We start from the raw sequence: 22608 nt of genomic DNA on the forward strand, positions 1-22608 counted from the left end.
GTTCCTCCAGTACGAAGTGGTGTGCTGAGCGAGCCGGCACGCGGGGCGCGCCGGTGAGAGAGGTTCGCGGCATCGGCTCAGACGCCGGCGGACACCACGTCGGGCAACCGGGCCGTGGCGGGGTCCGCGACCACCCCGTCGAAGTGGGGTCGCAACCGCGCCCGACAGGCCGGCCGTTCCGCCGCGACGTGCCCGAAGCGGCCTTTCCTCGTGCTGCCGATGGTGATCGCAAGGTGGAGTCGCTCATTTCCGGCCACCTGCCCCGCCTCCCCCCACCAGCGCCGCACCGCATTCCTCGGGAAACCCTGGCCCACGCCCCTTCGGATTCGCTTCGGACGACTTCGGAAGGACGGCGGAGGAGCACTTCGGGACGGCGGCCGAGCTCTGTTCGTCGCACGTCGCGCCGGTCTTCGGCCGGTTACGCTGAGATCATGGAATTCGGGGTGCTGGGCCCGCTGGAGGTGCGCACGGACGAAGGTCGTCCGGTGCGGGTCCCCGAAGTAAAGGTGCGCCTGCTCCTCGCCGATCTGCTCGCCCACCACGGACAGGTCGTCCCCGCGGGCCGGCTGATCGAGGACCTGTGGGGCGGCTCGGCGTTCACGGCCCGGCCGACGGCGTCGCTCCAGGCCAAAGTCTCGCAGCTGCGGCGCGCGTTGGAGGACGCGGAGACGGGGGGCCGTGAACTGATCGCGCACCGGCCTCCCGGATACGTCCTGGACATCCCGGCCGGTGCGCTCGACGCCGGACGGTTCCGTGAACTGGTCGCCCGGGCCAGGTCCGGAGCGGACCCGGTGACGCGGGCGGCGCTGTACACCGAGGCGCTGGCACTGTGGCGGGGCCCCGCCTTCGCCGAGTTCGCGGAGAAGCCGTCCGTGCGGCCGGCGGCGGCGAGCCTGGAGGAGGAGCGCCTGACGGCGGTGGAGGAACACGCCGGGGTGCGGCTGGAGTTGGGTGAACACAACCTGCTGGTCGGCGAGTTGACGGAGCTGGTGGAGCACCATCCGCTGCGCGAGGGCCTGCGGGGTGCGCTGATGTGGGCGCTGTACCAGGCGGGGCGCTCCTCGGACGCGCTCGACAGCTTCAACGCCCTGCGGCGCCGGCTCGACGAGGAGCTGGGGCTGACACCCGGGCCGTCCCTGGAGGCGCTGCAGCAGGCCATCCTGCGGCACGACCCGGTCCTGGCCCGCCCGGAGCCGCCCGCGCGGTTCGCTCCGGCGGTGCAGGCGGGCCCGGCGGCGGCAGGGTCGGCCTCGCCGCTGGTGGGCCGCGAGCAGGACCTCCCGGCGATCCGGGCCCTGCTCTTACAGCGCCGCCTGGTGACGCTCACCGGCCCGGGAGGGGTCGGCAAGACGCGTCTCGCCCTGGCCACGGCGGAGAGTCTGGCGGGAGCCTTCGGCGAGGGCACCTGGCTGGTGGAGCTCGCGGACGCCGGGGGCCCGGAGCGGTTCGCCGGTGCGGAGGCGCTGGCCGAGCAGGTGATGGCGACGCTGGGTATCCGGGAGAACACCTCCGACGACGACGCCGGGGGCCCGGTCGACGGGCTGGCGAACGCCCTGGCCGGACGGCGGCTGCTGCTCGTGCTGGACAACTGCGAACACGTCGTGGAGGCCGTCGCGCACCTGACCTCGCTGCTGCTGGGCCGGGCCCCGCACCTGCACATCCTGACGACCAGCCAGGAGCCCCTGCGCACCCGTGACGAGACGGTGTATCCGGTGACGTCGCTGTCACTGCCCCCGGAGAACACCCCGGACCTCGACGCCCTGACGAGCGCGGGGGCGGTACGTCTCTTCGTGGACAGGACCAGGGCGACGGACCCGGACTTCGTGCTGGACGCCACCACCGCTCCGCTCGTCGCGGACGTGTGCCGGCGCCTCGACGGCATCCCGCTCGCCCTGGAACTGGCCGCCACACGCGTGCGGTCGCTGGGGATCGTGGAGCTGCACGACCGGCTCGACGACCGCTTCAAAGTGCTCAACAGCGGTTACCGGGACGCCCCTTCGCGCCACCGGACGCTGCAGGCCACGCTCGACTGGAGCTGGAGCCTGCTCGACGACCGGGAACGGACCGTGCTGCGCAGGCTGTCGGTGTTCGGCGAGGGATGCGGGCTGCGAGCCGCCGAGGACGTGTGCTCCGGCGGCGGTGTGTCCCCCACCGACGTCCTGGACGCGCTGAGCCTGCTCGTGGAACGCTCCCTGGCCGTCCGCACGGAAGGGCCGCAGGGTCCGCGCTACCGGCTGCTGGAGTCGGTCGCGGTCTACGCGCGTGACAAACTCGCCGAGTCCGGTGAGCACGCCGGGACCGCCGCCCGGCACCTGCGCCACTGCGTCCGCCTCGCCGAGCGGGCCCGGCCGCACCTGCACGAGCGGGAGCAGTCCCGCTGGTTCCAGCACCTGGACCTGGAGGCGGCGAACGTACAGCGCGCGCTGGCCGAGGCGAACCGGTCCGGGGCCGCGCAGGAGGCACTGCGCCTGGTCAACTCGCTGACCTGGTACTGGTACGTCCGCGGCCGGCTGGGCGAGGCCCGCAGGGCGCTGGCGACGGCCCTCGACACCCCGGGCGAGGCCACGCCCGAGGAGCGCGGGGAGGCGGCGTCCTGGTACACGGGCATCCGCCTGCTGCTCGGCGAGCACGGCCGGGAGTGCGACGCCCTGGAGGAGCACCCGCCGGAATCGACCCTGGAGTCGACCAGGGCGCAGTGGTTCCTGGCACACGCGCAGTGGACGGTGGGGGCGCTGGTCGAGGGCGAACAGCGCCTCGAGCGGGTCCTGGTCCGCTTCCGCGCTCTCGGGGACGCGTGGGGCACCGCCGCCGCGCTGACCACCCGCGCGTGCTTCGCCCTGGCCCGCGGGGACCTGGAGTCGCTGCGCGGCAACGCCGAGGAGGCCCGTGCCCACTTCGCGGAACTGGGCGACCTGTGGGGCCGGTTGAAGACGACCGACGTGCTCGGCAGGCTCGCCGAGATCAACGGCGACTACGACCTCGCCGCCCGGCTGCACCGGGAGAGCCTGCAGATCGCCCAGGCCCTGGAGACCTGGCCGGAGATGTCCACGAAGCTGTCGGGTCTGGGCCGGATCGCCCTGCTCACCCAGCGCTACGACGAGGCGGACGAGCTGCACACGCGCGCGCTCAGGATCGCGGTCGGGCAGGGCAACCAGCCGGCCGAGCAGTTCGCCGCGCTGGGCCTCGCGCTGAGCGCCCGCCGCCGGGGCCGGCTGGACGCGGCCGAGGAGTGGCTGCGGCCCTGGCTCGCCTGGAACCGCCGCCGCGGCGACGGCCCCGGTCTCGCGCTGGTCCTGGCCGAACTGGGCTTCATCGCCGAACAGCGCGGCGACGCCGCCCGCGCCCTGGCCTGCCACCGGGACGGCCTCGCAGCGGCCGCGACGACCAAGGACCCCCGCTCGGTCGCCCTGGCCCTCGAGGGCCTGGCAGGCGCGTACTCCCTGTCCGGCGCGACGGAGCGGGCGACTCGCCTTCTGGGCACGGCTGCGGCGACCCGCGAACGGGCCGGTGCCCCGCACCCCCCGGCGGAGCGGGGAGACGTGGAACGCATCGCCGCCCGCCTGCGCGCCACGATGGCCGAGGAGACGTACACGGGCGAGTTCACCGCGGGCACCAGAAACACCCATGAGGTGGAGGTTCTGGCGGAGGCACACCCGCGGACACCATGATCCGGCAGCCCTCACCGACCCTCTGTGCGGGCCCGAGCTGGTCGGGCCGCTGTTCCTGCGCGGCGAGTCCGGCCGAGGTCGGCCACGTGGCGACCGTCGCGGATGCCGTCACCGCCGACACCGCGGCCCGCATGACAGCCGCCCCGCGCGAACGGTGCCACACTGGATTGCGTGGCGGAGACGGATCGGCAGCTCACCCAGCGGCTGGAGCAGGTCATCATGGCCCTGCTCGAGCGACGTGCGGCCACTGCTTCGATCTGTCCGTCCGACGCCGCGCGCGAGGCCTACGAAGGCGACGACGAGGGCTGGCGGACCTTGATGGAACCGGCCCGTCGAGCGGCCTGGCGTCTGGTGGCGGCCGGCAAGGTCGAGGTGACCCAGGCCGGCCGGCCCGTCGCGGAGACCGAAGCCCGCGGCCCCATCCGCATCCGTCGCGCGGGCCGGTGACGGCCGGCTGCGCATGGCCCCGGGGTCATCCGGTGGCGGGGCTTCACCCAGCCGCGGCACAGCTGGTCACCGTGGCGGTCACCCGCCCCCTTCAAGGGGGTCGGCATCGCCGTCCCGGCCCGATTTCTCGAACGCCAGGTCAGCCGGCGTTCGCGGGCAGCAGCGGGCCTCACGTCGTGTACGTCGGTAATCAGGTCGAGCAGGGCCGGCCACCTGATGAACCCAGGAAAACGGGCTGGTCCCGCGCGTGGTAGGCGGACTTGTCCGTGTGCTGCCCCGCGAGGCGGGCCGGAGCCGGGCGCCTCGCGGGCGGCGACACGGACCGGGGTCAGTCCCCGAGCGCGCTGCCGGTCTCCTCGCGCAGCAGGGCGACGTATTCACGGGTCCATCCCTCGATCGTGGTCCGGTCCCAGAGGTCGGCCGAGTACTCCACGAATCCCTGGAGCTGGTCCCCGGCCGGGACGAGGCCGAAGGTGAGTTCCGTGCGGGACGCGGCGGGGGCGAGGTCCTCGACGGCCGTGGTCAGTCCGGGCAGTTCGATCTCGGCGTCCAGAGAGCTCTGGTACGCGAAGCCGACGTCCAGCCGGTCCGGCACGGCCACGCCCGTGCGTTCCTGGAGCGCGGGGGCGATCAGGCGGACCGGCATGGCCCGGTCCATGCACTCCACCGCCGTGCGGGCGACACGGTCCGTCAGACCGGCGAAGGAACCGGCGGCTCCGTCTCGCACGGGCAGCGCGAAGCCGGTGATCGTGCAGGCCAGCAGGGACTCGAAGGCGCGGCGTTCACGGTTGGCGTAGGAGATGTTGAACACGACGTCGGTCTGCCCCGACTTCCGTGCGAGCAGCCGGCCCAGGGCCGCCGCCGTGACCACGAAGGGCGTGGTGCCCCGCTGCCGCGCCAGCCGCTCCACGGCGGTCCGCACCTCGCCCGGCACGGTGAACATCACGGCACCGCCCCGGCCGCTCGCCCTCTCGGGCCGGGGCCGGTCGAGGGGCAGCTCGACGTTGAACGGCACTCCGTCGAGTTCGCGCAGCCAGAACCGCAGCTTGCGCTCGTCGGCGGCGTTGTCCGCCTGGCCCAGCTGCCAGTGGGCGTACTCCGCGGGCTGGCACTGCACGGGCGGCAGGGTGTGGGGTTCGCCCCGCACGGCGGCGCCGTAGAGCGCGGCCAGTTCCTTCAGCAGCAGGCTGACGGACCAGCCGTCGCAGGCGGAGTGGTGCAGGACGAGGAGCAGGACCCAGGTGCTCTCGCCGGTGCACAGGAGGCGCACGGCCATCGGTGTGTCGTGGGTGGGGTCGATCGGTGTTTCGGCGGCCTCCGTGCCGGCCTCGTCCAGGGCCGTCCGCCGCTCCCCGGGGGGCCGTGCGGTGAGGTCCTCGACCGGCAGTTCCACCACACCGGGCCGGAGCACCTGCTGCTCCCAGCCGTCCCCGCTGGGGACCAGACGGGTCCGCAGTCCCTCGTGCCGCTCGACGAGGCCGGTCAGGGCCGTACGCAGGGCCGTCACGTCCAGGTTTCCGGTGAGGGTGATCCGCAGGGCGACGTTGAAGACCTGGGGCAAGAGGTGTTCGGCGTGCACCGCGGCGAAGCGGGACTGCTGAGCGGTGGCTGGTGCCCGGCGTTCCACCGAGCCTGGCCCTTCGTCGGGCCCGGATCCCGGGCCCGACGGCATCTCGCCTGCTGCCAAGGCCAGTTGGGCCGTCATGGCCCGTAGTGTCGGCTCCTGGTAGAAGCTCAGCATCGGGTAGTCGGTGCCGAACTCCTCCCGGACCTGGTTGACCAGCCGCATCGCGGTGATCGAGTGGCCGCCCAGGTCGAAGAACGAGGCGTCGGCCGCGATGCCGTCCGCGTCGACGCCGAACTCGTCCGCCCACAGCTGCCGTACGCGCCGCTCCACGTCCGTACGGTGACCGGCCCGGGGCCCATCGCCGACGGTGGTGCCCGGCCTGGTGGGGCGCGGGGCCGTGGTGACGAGGTCAGGCGCCGGCAGCGCGGACCGGTCCAGCTTGCCGTTGCCCGTCACGGGAAGGGCCGGCAGGACCCGCCAGGCACGCGGTACCAGGTACTCCGGCAGCCGGGCCGCCAGTTCCTCGGCCACGAGGTCGGCAAACGCCTGCCGGTCATCGGCCGCCGTGCCGATCGGGTCGGCGGGGACGGCGTAGGCCGCGAGGTATGCCTCGCCGCGGTCGTTGCGGCGGGCCAGCACGGCCGCCTCGCGCACGCCCTCCAGGGCGTTGAGCACGCGGGAGACCTCCTCCGGCTCGACGCGGAAGCCCCGGATCTTCACCTGGTCGTCAACCCTGCCGCGGAACTCCAGCGTCCCGTCACCCCTCCAGCGGACCAGGTCGCCGGTGCGGTACCGGCGGGCGTCCGGGCCGCCGAGCGGGTCGGGCAGGAAGCGCTCCTCCGTGAGTCCGGCGCGGTGCAGATAGCCGAGAGCCACGCCGGGGCCGCCGACGTACAACTCCCCCACCGTGCCGACGGGGACCGGGGTGCCGGACGCGTCGAGGACGCTCAGCCGTACGTTGTCGACCGGGCGCCCGAGCGCGATCGCGGCGGCGTCCTCGCCCTGCGGGTGCACGGTGTGCGTGGTGCACAGCACGGTGACCTCGGTGGGTCCGTACACGTTCACCGTCTCGTACGGCGCCTCGGGCCGCGGCCGGGTGCGGAGCACGTCGCCGCCGAGCAGCAGGTGGCGCAGGGGCGGCTGGTCGGCCGGGGGCAGGCGAAGCACCTGTTCGCCGAGGGCGGTGGGCAGGATCGAGAAGGTGATGCCCTGCTCGGCGTACCAACGGGCCAGGGACCGCGGATCGATGCGCAGTTCCTCGTCCGCGATGACGACCGACGCACCCGCGGTCAGCGCCGGCCAGATCTCCAGGAGCGAGGCGTCGAAGCTCTGGCTGCACACGACGGCACTGCGGTCGGCCCGGGTGAAGGCGAAGCGCCGGTGCTGCCATGCGCACAGGTCGACGACGCCGCGGTGTGCCACCACGACGCCCTTGGGCGTGCCGGTGCTGCCCGAGGTGTAGAGGACACAGCACGGGGAGCGGTCGTCGGGGAGGGACGCGACGTCTTGCCGGCGTGGTGCGGTCGCGTCCGGCGGTACGACGGTCACCTGCCCGGTCAGCTTCAGGGCCGCCGCTTGCTCGGGCGTGGACACCAGCGTCCGGGCCCCGCACTCGGCGATGACCTGCTCGGCGCGCGCCCGGCCCAGGGAGGGGTCGAGCGGGACGTAGGCGCGGCCCGTCTTCAGCACGGCGAGCATGGCGACGACGAGGTCGGCGGAGCGCGGCAGCCACAGGGCCACCGTCCCCGCCGTGTCGCCGCCCGTCGTGTCCTGCGCTCGCAGGGCGGAGGCCAACTGCTCGGCGCGGTGGTCCAGTTCGCGGTAGGTCAGCCGGGAGCTTCCGCTGATCACCGCCGTGCTGTTCGGCTGGGTGGCTGCCTGCCGGGCGAAGAGGGCGTGGACGGTGGTGTCCGCCGACGGGCGGGAAGGGCCGTGCTGCCAGGACACCGGAACGGGGCCGCCCTCGGCCGCCGTGTCGACGGCAGCGGGGGCGAGCTGTGACAGGGGTGCCTCGGGGGTGTCGACGGCCGCCGCGAGCAGGTCCTGGAGGGTGGCGAAGAACCGGTCGACGGTGGGCTGGTCGAACAGGTCGGTGTTGTACTCCAGATGGCAGCGGATGCCCTGCGGCTGGTCGGTGAAGTAGACGGTGAGGTCCGTGAGGGACTTGTCCGGGCCGACGTCCAGGGGGGTGGCCTCGATGCCGGGCAGGTCGAAGCGGAAGGGTTCGGCGCGCTGGAACTCGGCGAAGGTCTGGAACACCGGTGTCCGGTCGACCGCCCTGGCCGGGGCGAGTTCGCGCACCACCGCCTCGAACGGCACCCGTGCGTGGTCGTAGGCGTCGAGGGCGATCGTGCGCACGCGCTCCAGCAGCGCGGAGAACGCGGGGTCCCCGGACAGGTCGAAGCGCAGCGCGAGGGTGTTCACGAAGAAGCCGAGCAGGTGCTCGGCCCGCTCGGGACGGTCCGAGATCGGGGTGCCGACGACGATGTCCGTCTGTCCGGTGATCCGGTGCAGCATCGTCGCGTATCCGGCGAGCAGGGTCATGAACAGGGTGCTGCGCCGGGTGCGGCTCAACTCGCGCAGACGGCTCGAGAGTTCCGGGCCGAGCGTGTGGAAGACCGCTCGGCCGTTGGAGGTCATCGTCGCGGGGCGCGGCCGGTCGGTGGGCAGGGCGAGGACGGGCAGCTCACCGCCGAGGGTGCGGCGCCAGTAGGCCAGGTCCTCCTCGGCCTCGGGGCTGTTCGCGGACGCCGCCAGTTCCCTGGCGTGGTCGGCGTAGCTCCAGGTGAGGGCCGGGAGACCGGGGGTGGTGGACTCGCGTTCGGCCCGGTAGAGGGCGGACAGATCGCGGGCGAGGACGGTGGCGGAGGCCGCGTCGACCACGATGTGGTGCAGAGACAGCACGAGGACGTGCTCCGCCTCGGCGAGCCTGACCAGCCTGGTGACGAACAGCGGGCCGTTCGCCAGGTCGAAGCGGCGTGCACTCTCGGCCGCGAGGACGTCCTGGAGCGCACCGTGCACGATCTCGAAATCGGGCTCGGCGGACACCCGTACGGTCTGCCGGGGCTTGCCTCCGGTTTCGCCGAAGACGGTGCGCAGCCCCTCGTGCCGGGCGACGAGACCGCGCAGCGCCGCACGCAGAGCGGGTACGTCGAGGGGACCGTCGAGGCGGATCGCCTTGATCTCGTTGTAGGCGGTGCGTCCCGGGAGCAGGCGCTCAAGGAACCAGATCCGTTCCTGGCCGGGCGACAAGGGGGCGTCGGTGGCAGTGGGTTCGGGGGGTGAGGGGGCGGCGGCGTCCGGCGCCGGGTCGCGCGCGGCGGTCGACCGGCCGTAGTGGCGGCGCAGGGCGTCCAGGCGGGGCAGTCCCCCGCGCAGCGCGTCCTCCGCGACGCCGAAGTCGACGAGCGCGACGATCTCGTCGGCGCCGGCCGAGGTCACCGCGTCGACCACGGGCCGCACACTGTCCGCCGTGCCGATCAGGGCGCGCTGGTCGCAGTAGCGGCCGTAGGCGCGGCGGAACACGGCGTCCAGGTCGTCCTCGCTCAGGTCGGCCAGGTCGATGCTGTGCCCGAGACTGTTGGTGACGCCGCTGAACACGGACAGGGACGCGCGCATGTAGCGGGACAGCGGTTCGTAGGCCTCGGCCCGCGCGGTGTCGTGGTGATCGGCGAGGTAGGTGTGCAGCAGGACGGCCACGCGTCCGGCGTCCGGGTCCAGCCCCTGCGAGGCCCGGGTGCGCCGGTAGAGGGCGATGTTGTCCCGGAGCTGTTCGACGGTCTGGGTCATCAGGTTGGTGACGATGCCCAGGTCGTGGCGGGCCGCGAGTTCGTACGACGCGGGGTTGCCCACCACCGCGGTGTACATGGGCGGGGTGTCCTGCACCGGCCGGGGGAAGAGCCGCACCTCGGCCTCCCCGTCCCCACTGGTCCGGTGCATGGCGTCGCCTCGCCAGAACGTCCGTACCTCTTCGAGCTGTTCGTACATCACCTCCTTGTGCCGGCCGAAACGGTCGGGGAAGAAGACGAAGTCGTTCGCGCTCCAGCCGCTGGCGACACCGATGCCGACGCGTCCTCCGGAGAGGTTGTCGACCATGGACCACTCCTCGGCGACCCGGATGGGGTCGTGCAGGGGCAGGACGACGGAGCCCGCGTTGAGCCGGATGCGTTCGGTCTCGCGGGACAGCGCGGCGGCGAGCACCGCCGGGTTGGGGAAGAGGCCGCCGAAGGAGTGGAAGTGCCGCTCGGGCATCCACAGCGAGTGGAAGCCGTGCCGGTCGGCGAACCGGGCGACGTCCATGAGGAGTTCGTACTGGCCTTGGCGGGGCGCCGGGCTGTCCTGCGGGTAGTCGCCGAAGAAGTAGACGCTGAAGTCGGGTGTGCGGGGTGCGGCTTCCTTGACGGGTTCGTTGCGGGGTGCGGCTTCCTTCGCGGGTCCGTTGCGGGGTGCGGCTTCCTTCGCCGGTTCCGTACGGGGTGCGGTGACGGCCGCGGCGTTCCAGGCCATGGATGCCACGGGGGCGGGCGGCGCCGTCTGCGGTGGGGCGGGCGCGGCCTGCGCCGGCTTCGGCGGTGCTGTCGCCGGTACCGGGGGCCGCGCGCCCGGGAAGAAGCCCGCCGACCGCAGCTCGCGCAGCGAATCCCGTACGGCGTCGGCGACGAACTCGATGTCGCCGTCCGAGTGGGCGGTGGACAGGAAGAAGTTGCGCCACTCCCACACGTGCACACCGCGCAGCATCAGGTGGTGGTAGAGCAGTTCCATGTCGGCGCGGTGCTCGAAGCGGAACTGGGAGCCGAAGTGGCTCATCCGCAGCGGGTACTCCTCGGCCTCGAAGAAGCCGTTCAGCGTCGCGGCCAGTTCGGTGGTACGCGCGTTGAGGCGCTCCTGGAGGCGCGGGCTGTGCTCCTTGAGGTGGGTCAGCACGGCACGGGCGGCGACCATCGACACCGGGTGCTGGATGTACGTGCCGCCGAAGAAGGTGGTGTCGGCGGGCGGGTAGCTGTCGTCGCCGTAGGACCAGTGGCCGCCGTCGACGCCGTCCATGATGTCGGCGCGCCCGGCGATGGCGCCGATGGGGAAGCCGCCCCCGAGGAGCTTGCCGTAGGTGGCGAGGTCCGGGGTCACGCCGTACAGTTCCTGCGCGCCGCGCGGGGCGGGGCGGAAGCCGGTCAGCATCTCGTCGAAGAGCAGCACGATGCCGTGGCGTCGGGTCAGCTCCCGCAGCCTGCGCACGAACTCCACCGGCTGGAGCCGGGGGTGTCTGCTCTGCACCGGCTCCACGACGACCGCGGCGATGTCACCGGCGTTCCGGGCGATCGCCTCGAGCGCTGCCTCGCTGCCGTAGTCGAGGACCAGGAGATCGGAGACGGCGGACTGCGGGATGCCCCGGGAGACGGGCACGGTGATCTGATCGCCGCCGCTGTTCGAGGCCCGGCCCAGGACGTTGTCGGCGTGGCCGTGGTACGCGCCCAGGAACGAGACGATCTTGTCCCGGCCGGTGGCGGCGCGGGCGAGGCGGATGGCCGCGGAGTTCGCCTCCGTACCGGAGTTGGCGAACGCCACCCGCTCCAGACCGGTGAGGCCGGCGAGGAGTTCCGCCGCCTCGCCGGTCTCGATGGTGCGGGGGCCGAGCTGGATGCCCCGGGACAGGTGCTCGCGCACGGCCTCGGTGACGAAGTCGGGCTCGTGGCCGAAGAGCAGGACGCCGAAGCCCATGGTGATGTCGACGTACTCGTTGCCGTCGACGTCCTCGAGGCGTGCACCGCTCGCCCGGCGGCCGGCGATGGGGTACAGCATCTCCTTCGTGCCTCTGCGGAAGCCGACGACCGCGCGGCTGTCGGCCAGGACATGGCGGTAGCGCTGGGCGATCCGCTTGGAGGTCGGCGTTCTGGCGGTGTAGCGGCGTACGAGGTCGGTCAGGTGCTCCTGCTGGGTGTGCGGCGAGACGTCCTGGACCATGCCGGAGGTTTTCGCGACCGTCACGCGGGGCCCGTGCATCTGCGGCGGCCGCGAGGCCGGAGCCGCGGCGTCGGCCATCTGCTCGGCGATGCGCTGCGACAGCTCGGTCATCGCCGCGAGGTCCTGGTCCAGCGCCGCGGATACGCCGTTCAGCCCGGTCACTTGGCCACCTTGCCGTTGAGCCGGTCCGTCACCGAGGCGGTCTGGAGGGCGAGGAGCTGGGAGAGCTGGGACATCATCTGCAGCTGTATCCGGGACATCTGCTGGATCTTGTCGGCGAGGTCCTCCAGTTCCTCGCGGGTCGCGTACTCGGGAGCGGCGGCCGTGCCGGCGGGGGCGGGTTCCGGAGTCGGCGCCGGTGGAACGGGCTCTGGGGCCGGTGCCGGTGTGACAGGCTCCGGAGCGGGTGCCGGTGCGACAGGCTCCGATAGGGCTGCCGGAGCGACGGGCATCGTCGGCTCGGCTCGCTGCACCGGGGATCCGGTCGGCGCCGTACCGGCGTCGTCCGGCATGTGGGCGACGATGAACTCCGCCAGTCGGCGCGGCGTGCCCGTCTCCTCGAGCAGCTGTCTCATCGTCACCTTGACGTGATGCGCTTGCTCCAGCTCCCGCAGCACACTGATCATCTGCAGAGAGTCGGCGCCGAGGTCGAAGAAGTTCGCGTCGCCGTCGATCGCCGACGGATCTCCGCCGAGGTGCCGGGCGGTCGCCTCGACGACGCGCTGGAGTACCTGTGCGACCGCTGTCTCCTGCTGCACCACTTCGGTTCCCTTTCTCGCTGCTGTTCTCGCACTCAGGGGCGTCGGCCGGTGCCCCGTCCAGTGGTCCTTGTGCTGGAACCGGTATCCGGGCAGCGGAATGCGTCTGCCGCCGCCGCCCGCCAGGAGCACGTCCCAGCCGACGTCCGTTCCGGCGCAGTGCAGTCCCGCCGCAGCACCCCAGAGGGCGCCGAGTCCGGTGCCGCGCCGCAGGGACGGCAGCGCCGGTACGCCGGGCAGGGCCCGGCGGGCCAGTCCGCTGAGGGTGGTGTGCGGTCCGATCTCGAGCAGCACCCCGGGCGGGTCGGTGCCGATGCCGCGCAACGCCTCGTCGTAGCGGACGGGTTCGCGGGTGTGCCGTACGAAGTGGTCCGGGCCGGGGATCCAGCCGGGCGGCCGGGTGGCACCGTCCAGGGCGCTGACGAACGGGATGCGCACGGGCCCGAAGTCGACCTCGTCGAGGACCTTCCCGAACTCGTCCAGCATCGGTTCCATCAAGGCGGTGTGGAAGGCCCGGGTCACCGGCAGCCGCTGCCCCGGGGTGCCGCGTTCCTCCAGCAGCGCGCACGCCCGGTCGACGGCGGCGACGGGCCCGGCGAGCACCTGGTTCCGCTCGCCGTTGGTCACGGCGGGCTCCAGCCCGGGAACCGCGTCGGCCAGGGCGAGGGCGGCCGCCCGGTCGATCGGTGCCGCGACCATCGCGCCCGGTGCGCAGCGCGCCCGCATCAGCCGGCCGCGTTCGGTGGTGAGGCGGAGACCGTCCTCCAGGGACAGGGCTCCGGCCGCGTACAGCGCGGCGTACTCCCCGACGCTGTGCCCGGTCACGGCGTACGGTTCGACTCCGGCATCACGCCACAGCCGGACCAGTGCGCACTGCAGGGCGAACAGCGCGGGCTGCGCGGTGTCGGTTTCCCCGAGCGGCCCCTCCCCCGGTACGTCTGCCGGGTCCGCCGTGCGCAGTGCGTCGAGCAGGGAGTCGCCGGTGAGGTCGCGGTAGTGCCGTTCGCAGGTGTCGAGTACCTGGCGTGCGGCGGGGAAACGCGCGTAGAGCGCGTCGGCCATTCCGGGGTACTGGCTGCCCTGCCCGGTGAACTGGAAGGCCACGCGTGGGGTTCCGTCCCCGGCTGCCGTCCCCGTGGTGACCGCCGCGGGGGCGGCTCCGGCGAGCCAGGCGTCGAGGGCCTCAACCAGGGCTGCCGGGGTGGAGCCGCGGACCGCGAGGCGGTGACGGCCGTGGGCGCGGCCCAGGGCGGCGGTGGTGACGAGGTCCGCCAGGTGCGGTGCGGGCGGCTTGCGTAACCGGTCGCGGAAGGCGCGGGCGTTGGCCGCGAGGGCCTCCCGGCTGCTCCCCGAGACCAGCAGCACATCCGCGGGCGCGGTGTCGTCGGCCCTGGGCGCCGGCTCGGGGGCCTGTTCCAGGATCAGGTGGACGTTGGTGCCGCCCACGCCGAGTGAGGTGAGGCCCGCGCGGCGGGGAACGTCGCTCTTCGGCCAGGGCCGTGCGGTCCGGGGGATGTAGAAAGGGCTGTGGTCCAAGTCGATGAGGGGGTTGGGTTCGCTGAAGTTCGCCATCGGCGGGATGACACCGTGGCGCAGGACCAGCAGGGCCTTGACGAGGCCGGCCAGTCCGGAGGCGGCGTCGAGGTGGCCGATGTTGGCCTTGGTCGAACCCAGGGCGCAGTAGCCCTCGCGGTCGGTGTCCTCGCGGTAGGCGCCGGCCGCGCCGTCGAACTCGATGGGGTCGCCTTTCAGCGTGCCGGTGCCGTGGGTCTCGAGGTAACCGATGGTGTCGGCGCCGACGCCGGCGCGTCGCAGGGCCTGGCGGACGGCCGCGCGCTGGCCCCGGGCACTCGGGGCCGTGAACGCCTTCTTGTCCGCGCCGTCGTTGCTGATGCCCCAGCCGCGGACGACGCCGTGGATGGTGTCGCCGTCGGCGACCGCCCGCGCCAGCCGCTTCAGGACCACGGCCAGGACGCCCGTTCCTCCCACGGTGCCGTCGGCCCCGGCGTCGAAGGCCCGCAGGCGGCCGGACCGGGACAGGATCGAGCCCTTGACGTAGCGGTATCCCAGGACCTGCGGCACGTGGACGGCGGTGGCGCCGACGAGGGCGATGTCGCAGTCCCCCATGAGCAGCGACTGCGCGGCCGACTGCAGACCGACCAGGGAACTGGAGCAGCCCGTCTGGACGTTGACGGCGGGTCCGGTGAGGCCCAGCCGGTAGGCGGCCCGGGTGGCCGTGAAGTCGGCGTAGTTGCCGACCGTGATCTGCATGCCCGACGTCCAGTCGGGCACCGGCCCGCCGGGCAGAACGTTGTTGAGCAGGTAGTTCTGCATGGTGTACAGGTGGTAGCCGGTACTGGCGTAGACGCCGACCCGGGTGCCGTCGCGTTCGTCCGGATACCCGGCGTTCTCCAGGGCGTGCTGGGCGCATTCCAGGAACATGCGGTGCTGCGGGTCGGTGAGCTGGGCCTCGCGGGGGCTCATCGCGAAGTGCTGGGCGTCGAAGCCGGCGATGTCGTCGAGGAGCCCTGAGGCGCCGACGAAGTCCTCCGCCTCGTACTCCTCGGCGGGCACACCCGCGGCGGCGAGTTCCTCGTCGGTGAAGCGGGTGATGCAGTCCGTGCCGTCCCGGATGATCCGCCAGAAGTCCTCGGGCGTGTCGGCGCCGGGCAGCCGGAAGGCCATGCCGATGACGGCCATCCGGGGGTCGGGTTCGCTGGTGCTCATCAGCCGCGTTCCTCCGTCACCGTCGGCTGGTCCCGGCCGGCCGGTTCCTCCGCGGGCGGGTCGGGTGCCGTCCCCCGGCGCAGCAGCCAGCCCAGCAGGAGCAGACACAGGACGATCGCAAGGCCGTGGAAAGCGCCCACCACCTGGAGCGGCGAGAAGGCCTCCAGGAGCGCGCCGCTGACGAGCATGCCGAGCCCGAACCCGAAGTTCTCCACCGAGGCGGTGAGTCCGAAGAGGCGGCCGCGCTGCTCGTCGGGGGCGGTCTGCAGCCTCGACACGTAGACGATCTCGGTGAATCCGTCGGCGGCTCCGGCGACGAGCGCGGCGATGACGGCGGGCACGGTCGGCAGCCCGCTGAAGACCACGATGAACCCGGCCGACATCACACAGGCGCCGAGCGCGAAGGCCCGCTCCCCCGGTGTCCGTCCGGACTTCTTGGTGATCCGGCCGATCACCTGCTGGACGACGATGTTGCCGATGGCCCAGGTGGCCCAGAACTGGCTGATGAACGTGGCCGGATGGTCGGGGTCCAGGCTGCTGGAGTAGATGGGGAGGGCCACGTTGTGGGACGAGGAGCCCAGCCCGTCGACCGCCCGGACGGCGACCATCGCCATGAGTACCGGTGCGGTGCCGAGCAGCATCCGGGCCGTCCAGCGCGCGGCGCCGGAGTCCTTCGCGGAGCCGGCTCCCGTGGGCTCGGCGGCCGACCTGGTGCGGACGGGCAGCAGGAAGAGCATGGTCGCGGAGACCAGGAAGGTCGCGGCGTCCAGCGCGAACGCCGCCGAGTAGCCGAGTTGCGCCACAACCAGGCCCGACGAGGCGAAGCCGGCGATCATGGCGAGCGAACGTCCGGTGACGAGCAGCCCGTTGGCCCGCACGCGGTGCTCCGCGCCGACGATCTCGGGGATGCTGCTGCGCAGGGCCACCTGGGAGAGCGTCGAGCAGCCGCCCGTGACCACGGCCAGGACGTACAGCAGTCCGGGGCGTGCCCCGTCGGGGGCGAGCAGCAGCGACAGCAGGGCCAGGGCCTGGCACAGGTCGGCACCGACCATCAGGCGCTTGCGGTCGTAGGCCGAGACGAGCCGGCCGCTGACCCAGCCCGAGACGACGCTGGTCGCCAGGCGTACGGCCATGAAGAGGCCGGCTGCCAGCGCGCTGCCGGTGGCGTCGTAGACGAAGACGTTCAGCGCCACCATGTTCAGATAGCTGCCGTACGCCGAGATGCCGTTGCCCAGGACGAGCAGACGGAAGTACCTCATGCACCTTCCTCTGGTCTGCATGAAGGGGGTGAAGGGTGTGAGACCGGAATCGCCTGCCCGCACGCTCAGTGGCGGTACGGGGTCCAGACAGATGGAAGGGGCCGGTGAGGTCGCCCGTCGTACGGCGTGTTCATGCCCCGCTGCCGGCCCAGCACAGAAACCATTCCCCCCGATACGCCGCCGGGGTGGCGGCCATTGATCCGCCACCCAAGCAGACCCGGACAGGCGTGTTCAAGACTCGGAAGTGGCCCGGACGGCTTCCGGTCCGGATTTGGCGATTTCGAACCGCTCGGGAACGGAGCGGCCGTTCTGGCCAACCGCTCCGCGGGCCGCACCGCTCAGCGCCTCAGGTCAAAGTTGGGGACGCCCAAGTCGGCAACTCGCTCCCACCCTCCCCTCCGGCACCGGCGGACCAGCTCGACCTGGTCCGCCGGGTCGACGTCCGCGGCGACCTCGCCGGCATCGCCGTACCGACACTGGTCGTCGTCACCACCGCGGACCCCTTGATCTCCCCCTGCAACGACAGCTCGCCGCCGCCATCCCCACCGCCGAGACCGCGGAGCTCCCGACCGGACATCTGCCATTCGTCGAACGCCCGCAGGAGTGGCTGAAGATCGTGAGCGATTTCCAAGGCGCGACGCACAGCTCGCCCCCCCGCACAAAGCATTCGAGGGGCACGATCAGCATGTCTATCGGGTGGACAAGCTCGCCGGGGACGTGCCGATCGAGGACGTCGCCGGCACGGTGGGCGAACTCGTACAGGAAGGCAAGGTCCGCTGCTTCGGGCTCTCGGAGGCCAGTGCGCAGACCATCCGCCGCGCCCACGCGGTGCATCCGGTGACGGCGGTGCAGAGCGAGTACTCACTGTGGACCCGGGACCCCGAGCCGGAGGTGCTGCCCACCTGCGCGGCCCTCGGCATCGGCTTCGTGCCGTTCAGCCCGCTCGGCAAAGGCTTCCTGACCGGGGCGGTCGACACGTCCACGTCGTTCACAGCGACCGTCACTGGACACGTGAAGGTCAACGCCCTCCACGACTCTCCGTCACCGCCGATCGAAGGACAACCGCTGGCAGTACGGCCTCGTGGCCGGCGGGGCGGCCTCGGGAGGAAGAGGGTTCTCACCGTTCACCCCGCCCGGGCTCCCGTCCCGCGGGACCGTGGGGAGCGGGAAGGGCGATGGGTGTGGAGGACGAGCAGCGCCAGGGCGCCGGTCGCTGCGGACCAGGTGAGGGAGAGCAGGCCGTGGGACCAGGGAATGCGCGGAGTAAGAGCTGAGCTCAGCGCCACCTGGTTCACGCCGTACAGAGGAAGCGCGGACACGCCCGCCACGTCCATGAGCGTGTTGAAAACGGGATTCTGCAGGCCGGTGTCGACCAGGCTGAGCATGATGATGAGGAAGAAGCCCTCCAGCTCGCCGCGGACCAGAGAGCCGACCAGAAGGCCGATGCCGCCGTAGGCGAGGCCGGCGCCTGCAAGGGCCAGCGCCAGGGGTGCCGCGTGGCGTACGGGCAGGGAGATCCACAGCAGGATCGTGGTGTAGAGGGCCAGCGCGGCGGCGGTCAGGGCGACGGCGGCGAGCTTCGCCAGCAGTATCGGCAGCCGGGGATAGCCGGCCAGCAGCAGACGGCGGTCCAACTGCCGGGACCGGAACGTCTCGATGAAGGTGATGAAGCCCGCAACCATGGTGACGGCTCCCAGCGCGCTGGCCACTTGCCCTACTTGGCCGGCCGGGGCGGAGACGGGGGCGCTGATGGCCTCCAGCCAGATGCGCACCACTTGGTCGGAGGTGCACAGGCGGGCCACGGCGATCCAGAGGGGGATGAACGCGACCGCAAGGACGAGAGCCAGCCGGTTGCGCAGGTGGCCCAGCAAGGTGCAGCGCAGCAGTTCGGTGAATGCCGTCCAGAAGAGCCTCAACGGTCGGTCTCCTCGGTCTCCTCGAAGTGCAGACGGCCCTGGCGCAGGTGAGCGATCGCGTCGAAATGGTGCAGGTCGTGCAGCAGGTGGGACACCACGATGATCGACCGGCCTCGATCACGCAGGTCGGCGGCCAGGGTCCAGAACCGTTGATGGGTGTCCCAGTCGAAGCCCTGGTAGGGCTCGTCCAGGATCAGCAGCTGCGGATCGTGCATGAGGGCGATCAGCAGGTTCAGCTTCTGCCGCGTTCCACCGCTGAGTTCACCGACCTGCTGTCCCCGGCAGTCGGTCAGCGCCAGCAGCTCCATCAGCTCGTCGGCGCGCTCCAGGGTCGGCAGCCGGTAGGCCGTCCGGAACAGGCGCAGATGCTGCCCGACGGTGAACGCGTCGTTCAGCACGGCCCGTTGCGGGCAGTACCCCACTGCCCCGGTCCGCGTCACCGTTCCGCGGTCGGGTGCAAGGTGTCCTGCAGCGATCCGTACCAGAGTGCTCTTCCCGGCGCCGTTCTCGCCGACGACTCCCACCAGCGTCCCGGCGCACACATCAAGATCCACATCGCGCAGGACCTGCCTGCGGCCGTACGCCTTGCAGACCCCACTGATCCGCAGCCCTGGCCGGTGGCGCGTCGTTACTGCCTGCACATGAGCCCCTCGGAAGATCGGACTGGTGGAGCGAGCCGGCCCGGAGGGGGCCGCCCCGAGGCGGGGGCCACGCAGGCCCATGTCCCCTGGCCCGCCCGGCTCATGACCGTTCAGCCGCGTCCGGCCCGGACGGTCCGGTCATGGGCGGACCGGACGCCCCCCTCCCGCACGAAGCGGCGCACGCCTGCCCTGTTTCCAACGACTCCACACCGCCGGTGTTACGGCGGCAGCCCGTTGTTCCCCCTGTGTCAGTCGGGCGTGACGTGCGCCGCTGTCAGTCGGGCGTGACGTGCGCCGCAGTCCGCCGTTGTAGGAAGCGATGCCCCCGACACCACAGCGACACTTCAGCGCTCCCACGATCGTGATCGGAGCGGGCCCTCACGGCCTGGCGGCCGCCGCACTACTGAACCGCTCCGGAGAGCCGACCATGATCCTCGAGCGGTCGCACCACGTAGGAGCGAGTTGGACGCAGCGCTACGACCACCTGCGCCTTCACACCACTCGCGGCGCGTCGAAACTCCCCGGCCTGGCGGTGCCACGCCAGGCGGGCCCGTGGATGAGCAGGGACGACTACGTGCGCTACCTGGAGGGTTACGCCGCCCATCACCGGCTCGACGTCCGGGTGGCCACCCCGGCACAGCGCGTCGAGAGGGCCCAGCCGGGTTCGAGAGCACAGTGGCTGGTCCACACCCCCGCCGGACCGGTGCCCACGGATGCGGTGGTGGTGGCCACCGGCCGCTGCCACACGCCGAACCTCCCTCACTGGCCCGGACGTTCGGCCTTCACCGGCACGCTGCTGCACTCGGCCCACTACCGCTCTCCGGCGCCCTACCGCGGGCAACACGTCCTGGTGGTCGGCGCCGGCAACAGCGGTACCGAGATCGCGAGCGTCCTCGCCGGGGCCGGAGCCGAACGGGTTTGGATCTCGATCCGCACGCCGCCCAACATCCTGCCCCGCTCCAGTGCCCGATGGCATGCGGTCGGCCGGCTGACCGAGGCCCTCCCGCTCGCGTGGCGCGACCGCACCTCCCTGCTCACGCAACGTCTCGCGGTGCCCGACCTGACCTCCCGGGGGCTGCCGCGACCCCGTACGGGCCTGTACACCCGCAATGCCCACGAAGGGGTGAGCCCGGTGCTCGACCACGGTTTCGTGGACTCCGTCCGCTCCGGGCGGGTCGAGCCGGTCGCGGCCGTCCGGGCATTCGACGGCCCCGACGTGGTACTGACCGACGACACCCGACTGCGGCCCGACACGGTCATCGCCGCCACCGGGTACCGGGCCGACCTGCACGACCTGGTCGGGTCCCTGGGCGTACTCGACGAGCACGGGCTACCCCTCGCCGTAGCGTCAGAGACCCGTCCCGAAGCCCCACGCCTGTACTTCGCCGGCTACACCAATCCCCTGACAGGGGTTCTCCGCCAGGCGGGCATCGAGGCGCGCGCCATCGTGCAGGCGTTCCGTCGCGAGAAGGCCCGGGCGCCCCGTCTCGCCCCTCAGCGTGGCGACCGGACGGCCTGAGCGCCCCTCGGTATGAGGGTTGCCATCAGACCGCTTTGAGAGCCTCGTGCGTCATACGTGCCTCACAGCCGTGCCGGGACGGGCGATCGTCTCCCGTCCCCCCGCGCCAACTCACCGTAATTGCAGGCGTATTCACTCACACGTGTACACCACCTGCCGTCGGCGCATCCTTCCCCGGCAAGCGGACAGACTCCAGACGCCGAAAGCGCGGCAGACGTTTCCTTCCGAGGAACGCCGCACGACTTGACTGTTGGGCTCCCGTCTCATGGCCGCCAGAAAGGGAAGCAGCCGTGCCCCTGACCGTTGAAGAATTCTTGCCGACAGCCCCGCGAGAACGGTCACCGGGGTCAACCCTTCGACGAGTCATCGGCCCCGCCGACCTGAGAAGAACGACCGAGAAAAAGAAATCACCGAAGAATCCCAGAGGAGACCGCTCGTGCGTGGTGCCCGGACCTTTCTGCTTGCTGCAACCTGTGCGCTCCTCGCGGGGACCGCAGCCACCGGTACAGCTGCGGCGGCGGAACCCGGCGATGTCGTGGTGTTCCGGACGGAGGCGGCGCCGTTGTCCGTCTACCCGGAACCTCACGGCTGTCACAAACTTCCGGCGGACGCACACGTGCTGACGAACAACACCGACAGGCCGGTCACGGTGTACGGGGACCCCTTCTGTATGACACCCGGCCTCACTGTGCAGCCGGGCTTCGGAGCGCACGTCGCGCCCGGCAGCGGCAGCTTCTCGGCCTGAACCACCGCTTCGCGCGCTCCGGTCCCCCCACATCCAGGAGAACTGCTGCACATGACCCTCGACCTTGTCGTCATGGGGCTTGGCCATGTCGGGTTACCGCTCGCCCGAGCCGCGGTCTCGGCCGGTCTGACCACCGCCGGGTACGACGTGTCCGGCAGCGTGGTGTCCTCTCTCGCCGAAGGCCGCTCACACGTCGGCGGCGTCCGCGACGCCGAGGTCGCCGCCATGCTGGACGCGGGTTTCCGCGCGACGGCCGACTCAGCGGTCCTGGACGGCGCACAGACCGTGGTGATCTGTGTGCCGACCGGGCTCACACCACAGGGCTCACCCGACTTGTCCGCGGTGCGGGACGCCTCGGAGATCGTCGCCGCCCGGCTGCGCACCGGCATGCTCGTCGTCCTCGAGTCCACCAGTTACCCGGGGACCACAGAGGACGTCGTGCGACCGCTGCTCGAGCGCGGCAGTGGGCTGCGAGCCGGTGAGGACTTCCATCTCGCGTACTCCCCGCAGCGCATCGACCCCGGCAACGAGACCTGGGACGTCCGCAACACCCCCAAAGTCGTGAGCGGTTGCACCGCCTTGTGCGCCAAGTACGCCACCGCGTTCTACGGACGGTTCGTGAACCACCTCGTCCTCGCCCGGGGCACGCGGGAGGCGGAGTTGGCCAAACTCCTGGAGAACACCTACCGCTACGTCAATATCGCCCTGGTCGACGAGATGGCACTGTTCTGCCACCGGGCCGGCATCGACGTCTGGGACGTGCTGCACTGCGCGGCGTCGAAGCCGTTCGGCTTCGCACCCTTTCGTCCCGGCCCCGGCGTCGGCGGGCACTGCATCCCCGTCGACCCCCGTTATCTGGCCTCACGGGCCCACTCCGAGGGCTTCCCCTTCCGCATGCTGGCTGCCGCACACGAGGTCCTCACCCACATGCCGAAGCATGTCGTGGACCGGGCGCTGTCCCTGCTCACCGAGACCCGCGGCCTGCCCGGGGGCGCACGCGCCCTCCTCCTGGGCGTCACCTACAAGCCCGGCGTCGCCGACATACGCGAGTCACCGGCGCACCCCGTGGCGCAGGGGCTGCTCGCAGCGGGGGTCGATGTCTTCTACCACGACCCGTACGCGGCCGGCTTCAGCGTGGACGACCGGCCCCTGCCGCGCGCCACGGATCTGCGGCAAGCCCTGGACGAGGCGGATGTGGCGATCCTGCTGCAGGACCACTCCTGCTACGCGAGGGAAGCGCTGGGCAGCGCCCGTTGCGCCGTGCTGGACACCCGCGGCAAGGCCGTGGGCAGCAGAGTGACGCTTCTCTGACACAGCCCCGTCGGCTCTACCGCACCGGCCGCGACGACCCCTTTTTCACCGCATCGGCCGACGCCTCGTGCCGCCGACCCGGTCGGCGTGCG

Annotated in this window: 9 protein-coding genes and 1 pseudogene; 5 read left to right on the forward strand and 5 right to left on the reverse strand. The window is 72.0% G+C overall.

Going from position 1 to position 22608, the window contains the following annotated elements; all coding sequences use genetic code 11:
* Positions 1-431: 431 nt before the first annotated feature.
* A complete protein-coding gene (locus AB0B29_RS16260) occupies positions 432-3668 on the forward strand; it encodes a BTAD domain-containing putative transcriptional regulator (protein WP_362239545.1) in 3237 nt (1078 codons plus the stop codon).
* Positions 3669-3839: 171 nt separating this feature from the next.
* Positions 3840-4115 carry a DUF3253 domain-containing protein gene (locus AB0B29_RS16265; protein ID WP_362239547.1) on the forward strand — a complete coding sequence of 92 codons (276 nt, stop codon included), beginning with the start codon at positions 3840-3842 and terminating at the stop codon, positions 4113-4115.
* Between the two features lie 328 nt (positions 4116-4443).
* Here AB0B29_RS16265 and AB0B29_RS16270 read toward each other — a convergent pair whose 3' ends face one another.
* From AB0B29_RS16270 to AB0B29_RS16280, 3 genes are read right to left on the reverse strand one after another with little or no spacing between them, the layout of a single operon-like run.
* Complete coding sequence (locus tag AB0B29_RS16270; RefSeq protein ID WP_436845852.1) at positions 4444-11751, reverse strand: MupA/Atu3671 family FMN-dependent luciferase-like monooxygenase; 7308 nt, start codon at positions 11749-11751, stop codon at positions 4444-4446.
* Between the two features lie 47 nt (positions 11752-11798).
* Positions 11799-15125 (reverse strand): type I polyketide synthase, encoded by a 3327-nt coding sequence (locus tag AB0B29_RS16275; protein WP_362239552.1) that lies wholly within the window; start codon positions 15123-15125, stop codon positions 11799-11801.
* Positions 15125-16384, reverse strand: coding sequence for an MFS transporter (locus AB0B29_RS16280; protein ID WP_362239554.1), 1260 nt, complete (start codon positions 16382-16384; stop codon positions 15125-15127). Before AB0B29_RS16280 ends, AB0B29_RS16275 begins: the two co-directional genes overlap by 1 nt.
* Positions 16385-17098: 714 nt before the next feature.
* Between AB0B29_RS16280 and AB0B29_RS16285 the strand changes: the two are divergent.
* Positions 17099-17350: pseudogene (locus AB0B29_RS16285) on the forward strand (aldo/keto reductase); the annotation flags it as partial.
* Positions 17351-17508: 158 nt separating this feature from the next.
* On the opposite strand, the gene AB0B29_RS16290 reads toward AB0B29_RS16285, so the two are convergent.
* Both AB0B29_RS16290 and AB0B29_RS16295 read right to left on the reverse strand, forming a co-directional pair.
* Positions 17509-18300, reverse strand: coding sequence for a hypothetical protein (locus AB0B29_RS16290; protein WP_362239556.1), 792 nt, complete (start codon positions 18298-18300; stop codon positions 17509-17511).
* Positions 18297-18941, reverse strand: coding sequence for an ABC transporter ATP-binding protein (locus AB0B29_RS16295; protein WP_362239558.1), 645 nt, complete (start codon positions 18939-18941; stop codon positions 18297-18299). The genes AB0B29_RS16290 and AB0B29_RS16295 overlap by 4 nt, the downstream gene beginning before the upstream one ends.
* Positions 18942-19260: 319 nt before the next feature.
* On the opposite strand from AB0B29_RS16295, the gene AB0B29_RS16300 reads away from it, so the two are divergent.
* Positions 19261-20460 carry a flavin-containing monooxygenase gene (locus tag AB0B29_RS16300; protein ID WP_362239561.1) on the forward strand — a complete coding sequence of 400 codons (1200 nt, stop codon included), beginning with the start codon at positions 19261-19263 and terminating at the stop codon, positions 20458-20460.
* A 796-nt stretch (positions 20461-21256) separates the two neighbouring features.
* The gene (locus AB0B29_RS16305) at positions 21257-22516 is read left to right on the forward strand and encodes a nucleotide sugar dehydrogenase (protein WP_362239564.1); all 1260 of its coding nucleotides are present in this window, start codon (positions 21257-21259) and stop codon (positions 22514-22516) included.
* Positions 22517-22608: the final 92 nt, after the last annotated feature.

Origin of the sequence: Streptomyces tibetensis, from assembly GCF_040647715.1 — a bacterium.
In the GTDB taxonomy this organism is placed as follows: domain Bacteria; phylum Actinomycetota; class Actinomycetes; order Streptomycetales; family Streptomycetaceae; genus Streptomyces; species Streptomyces tibetensis_A.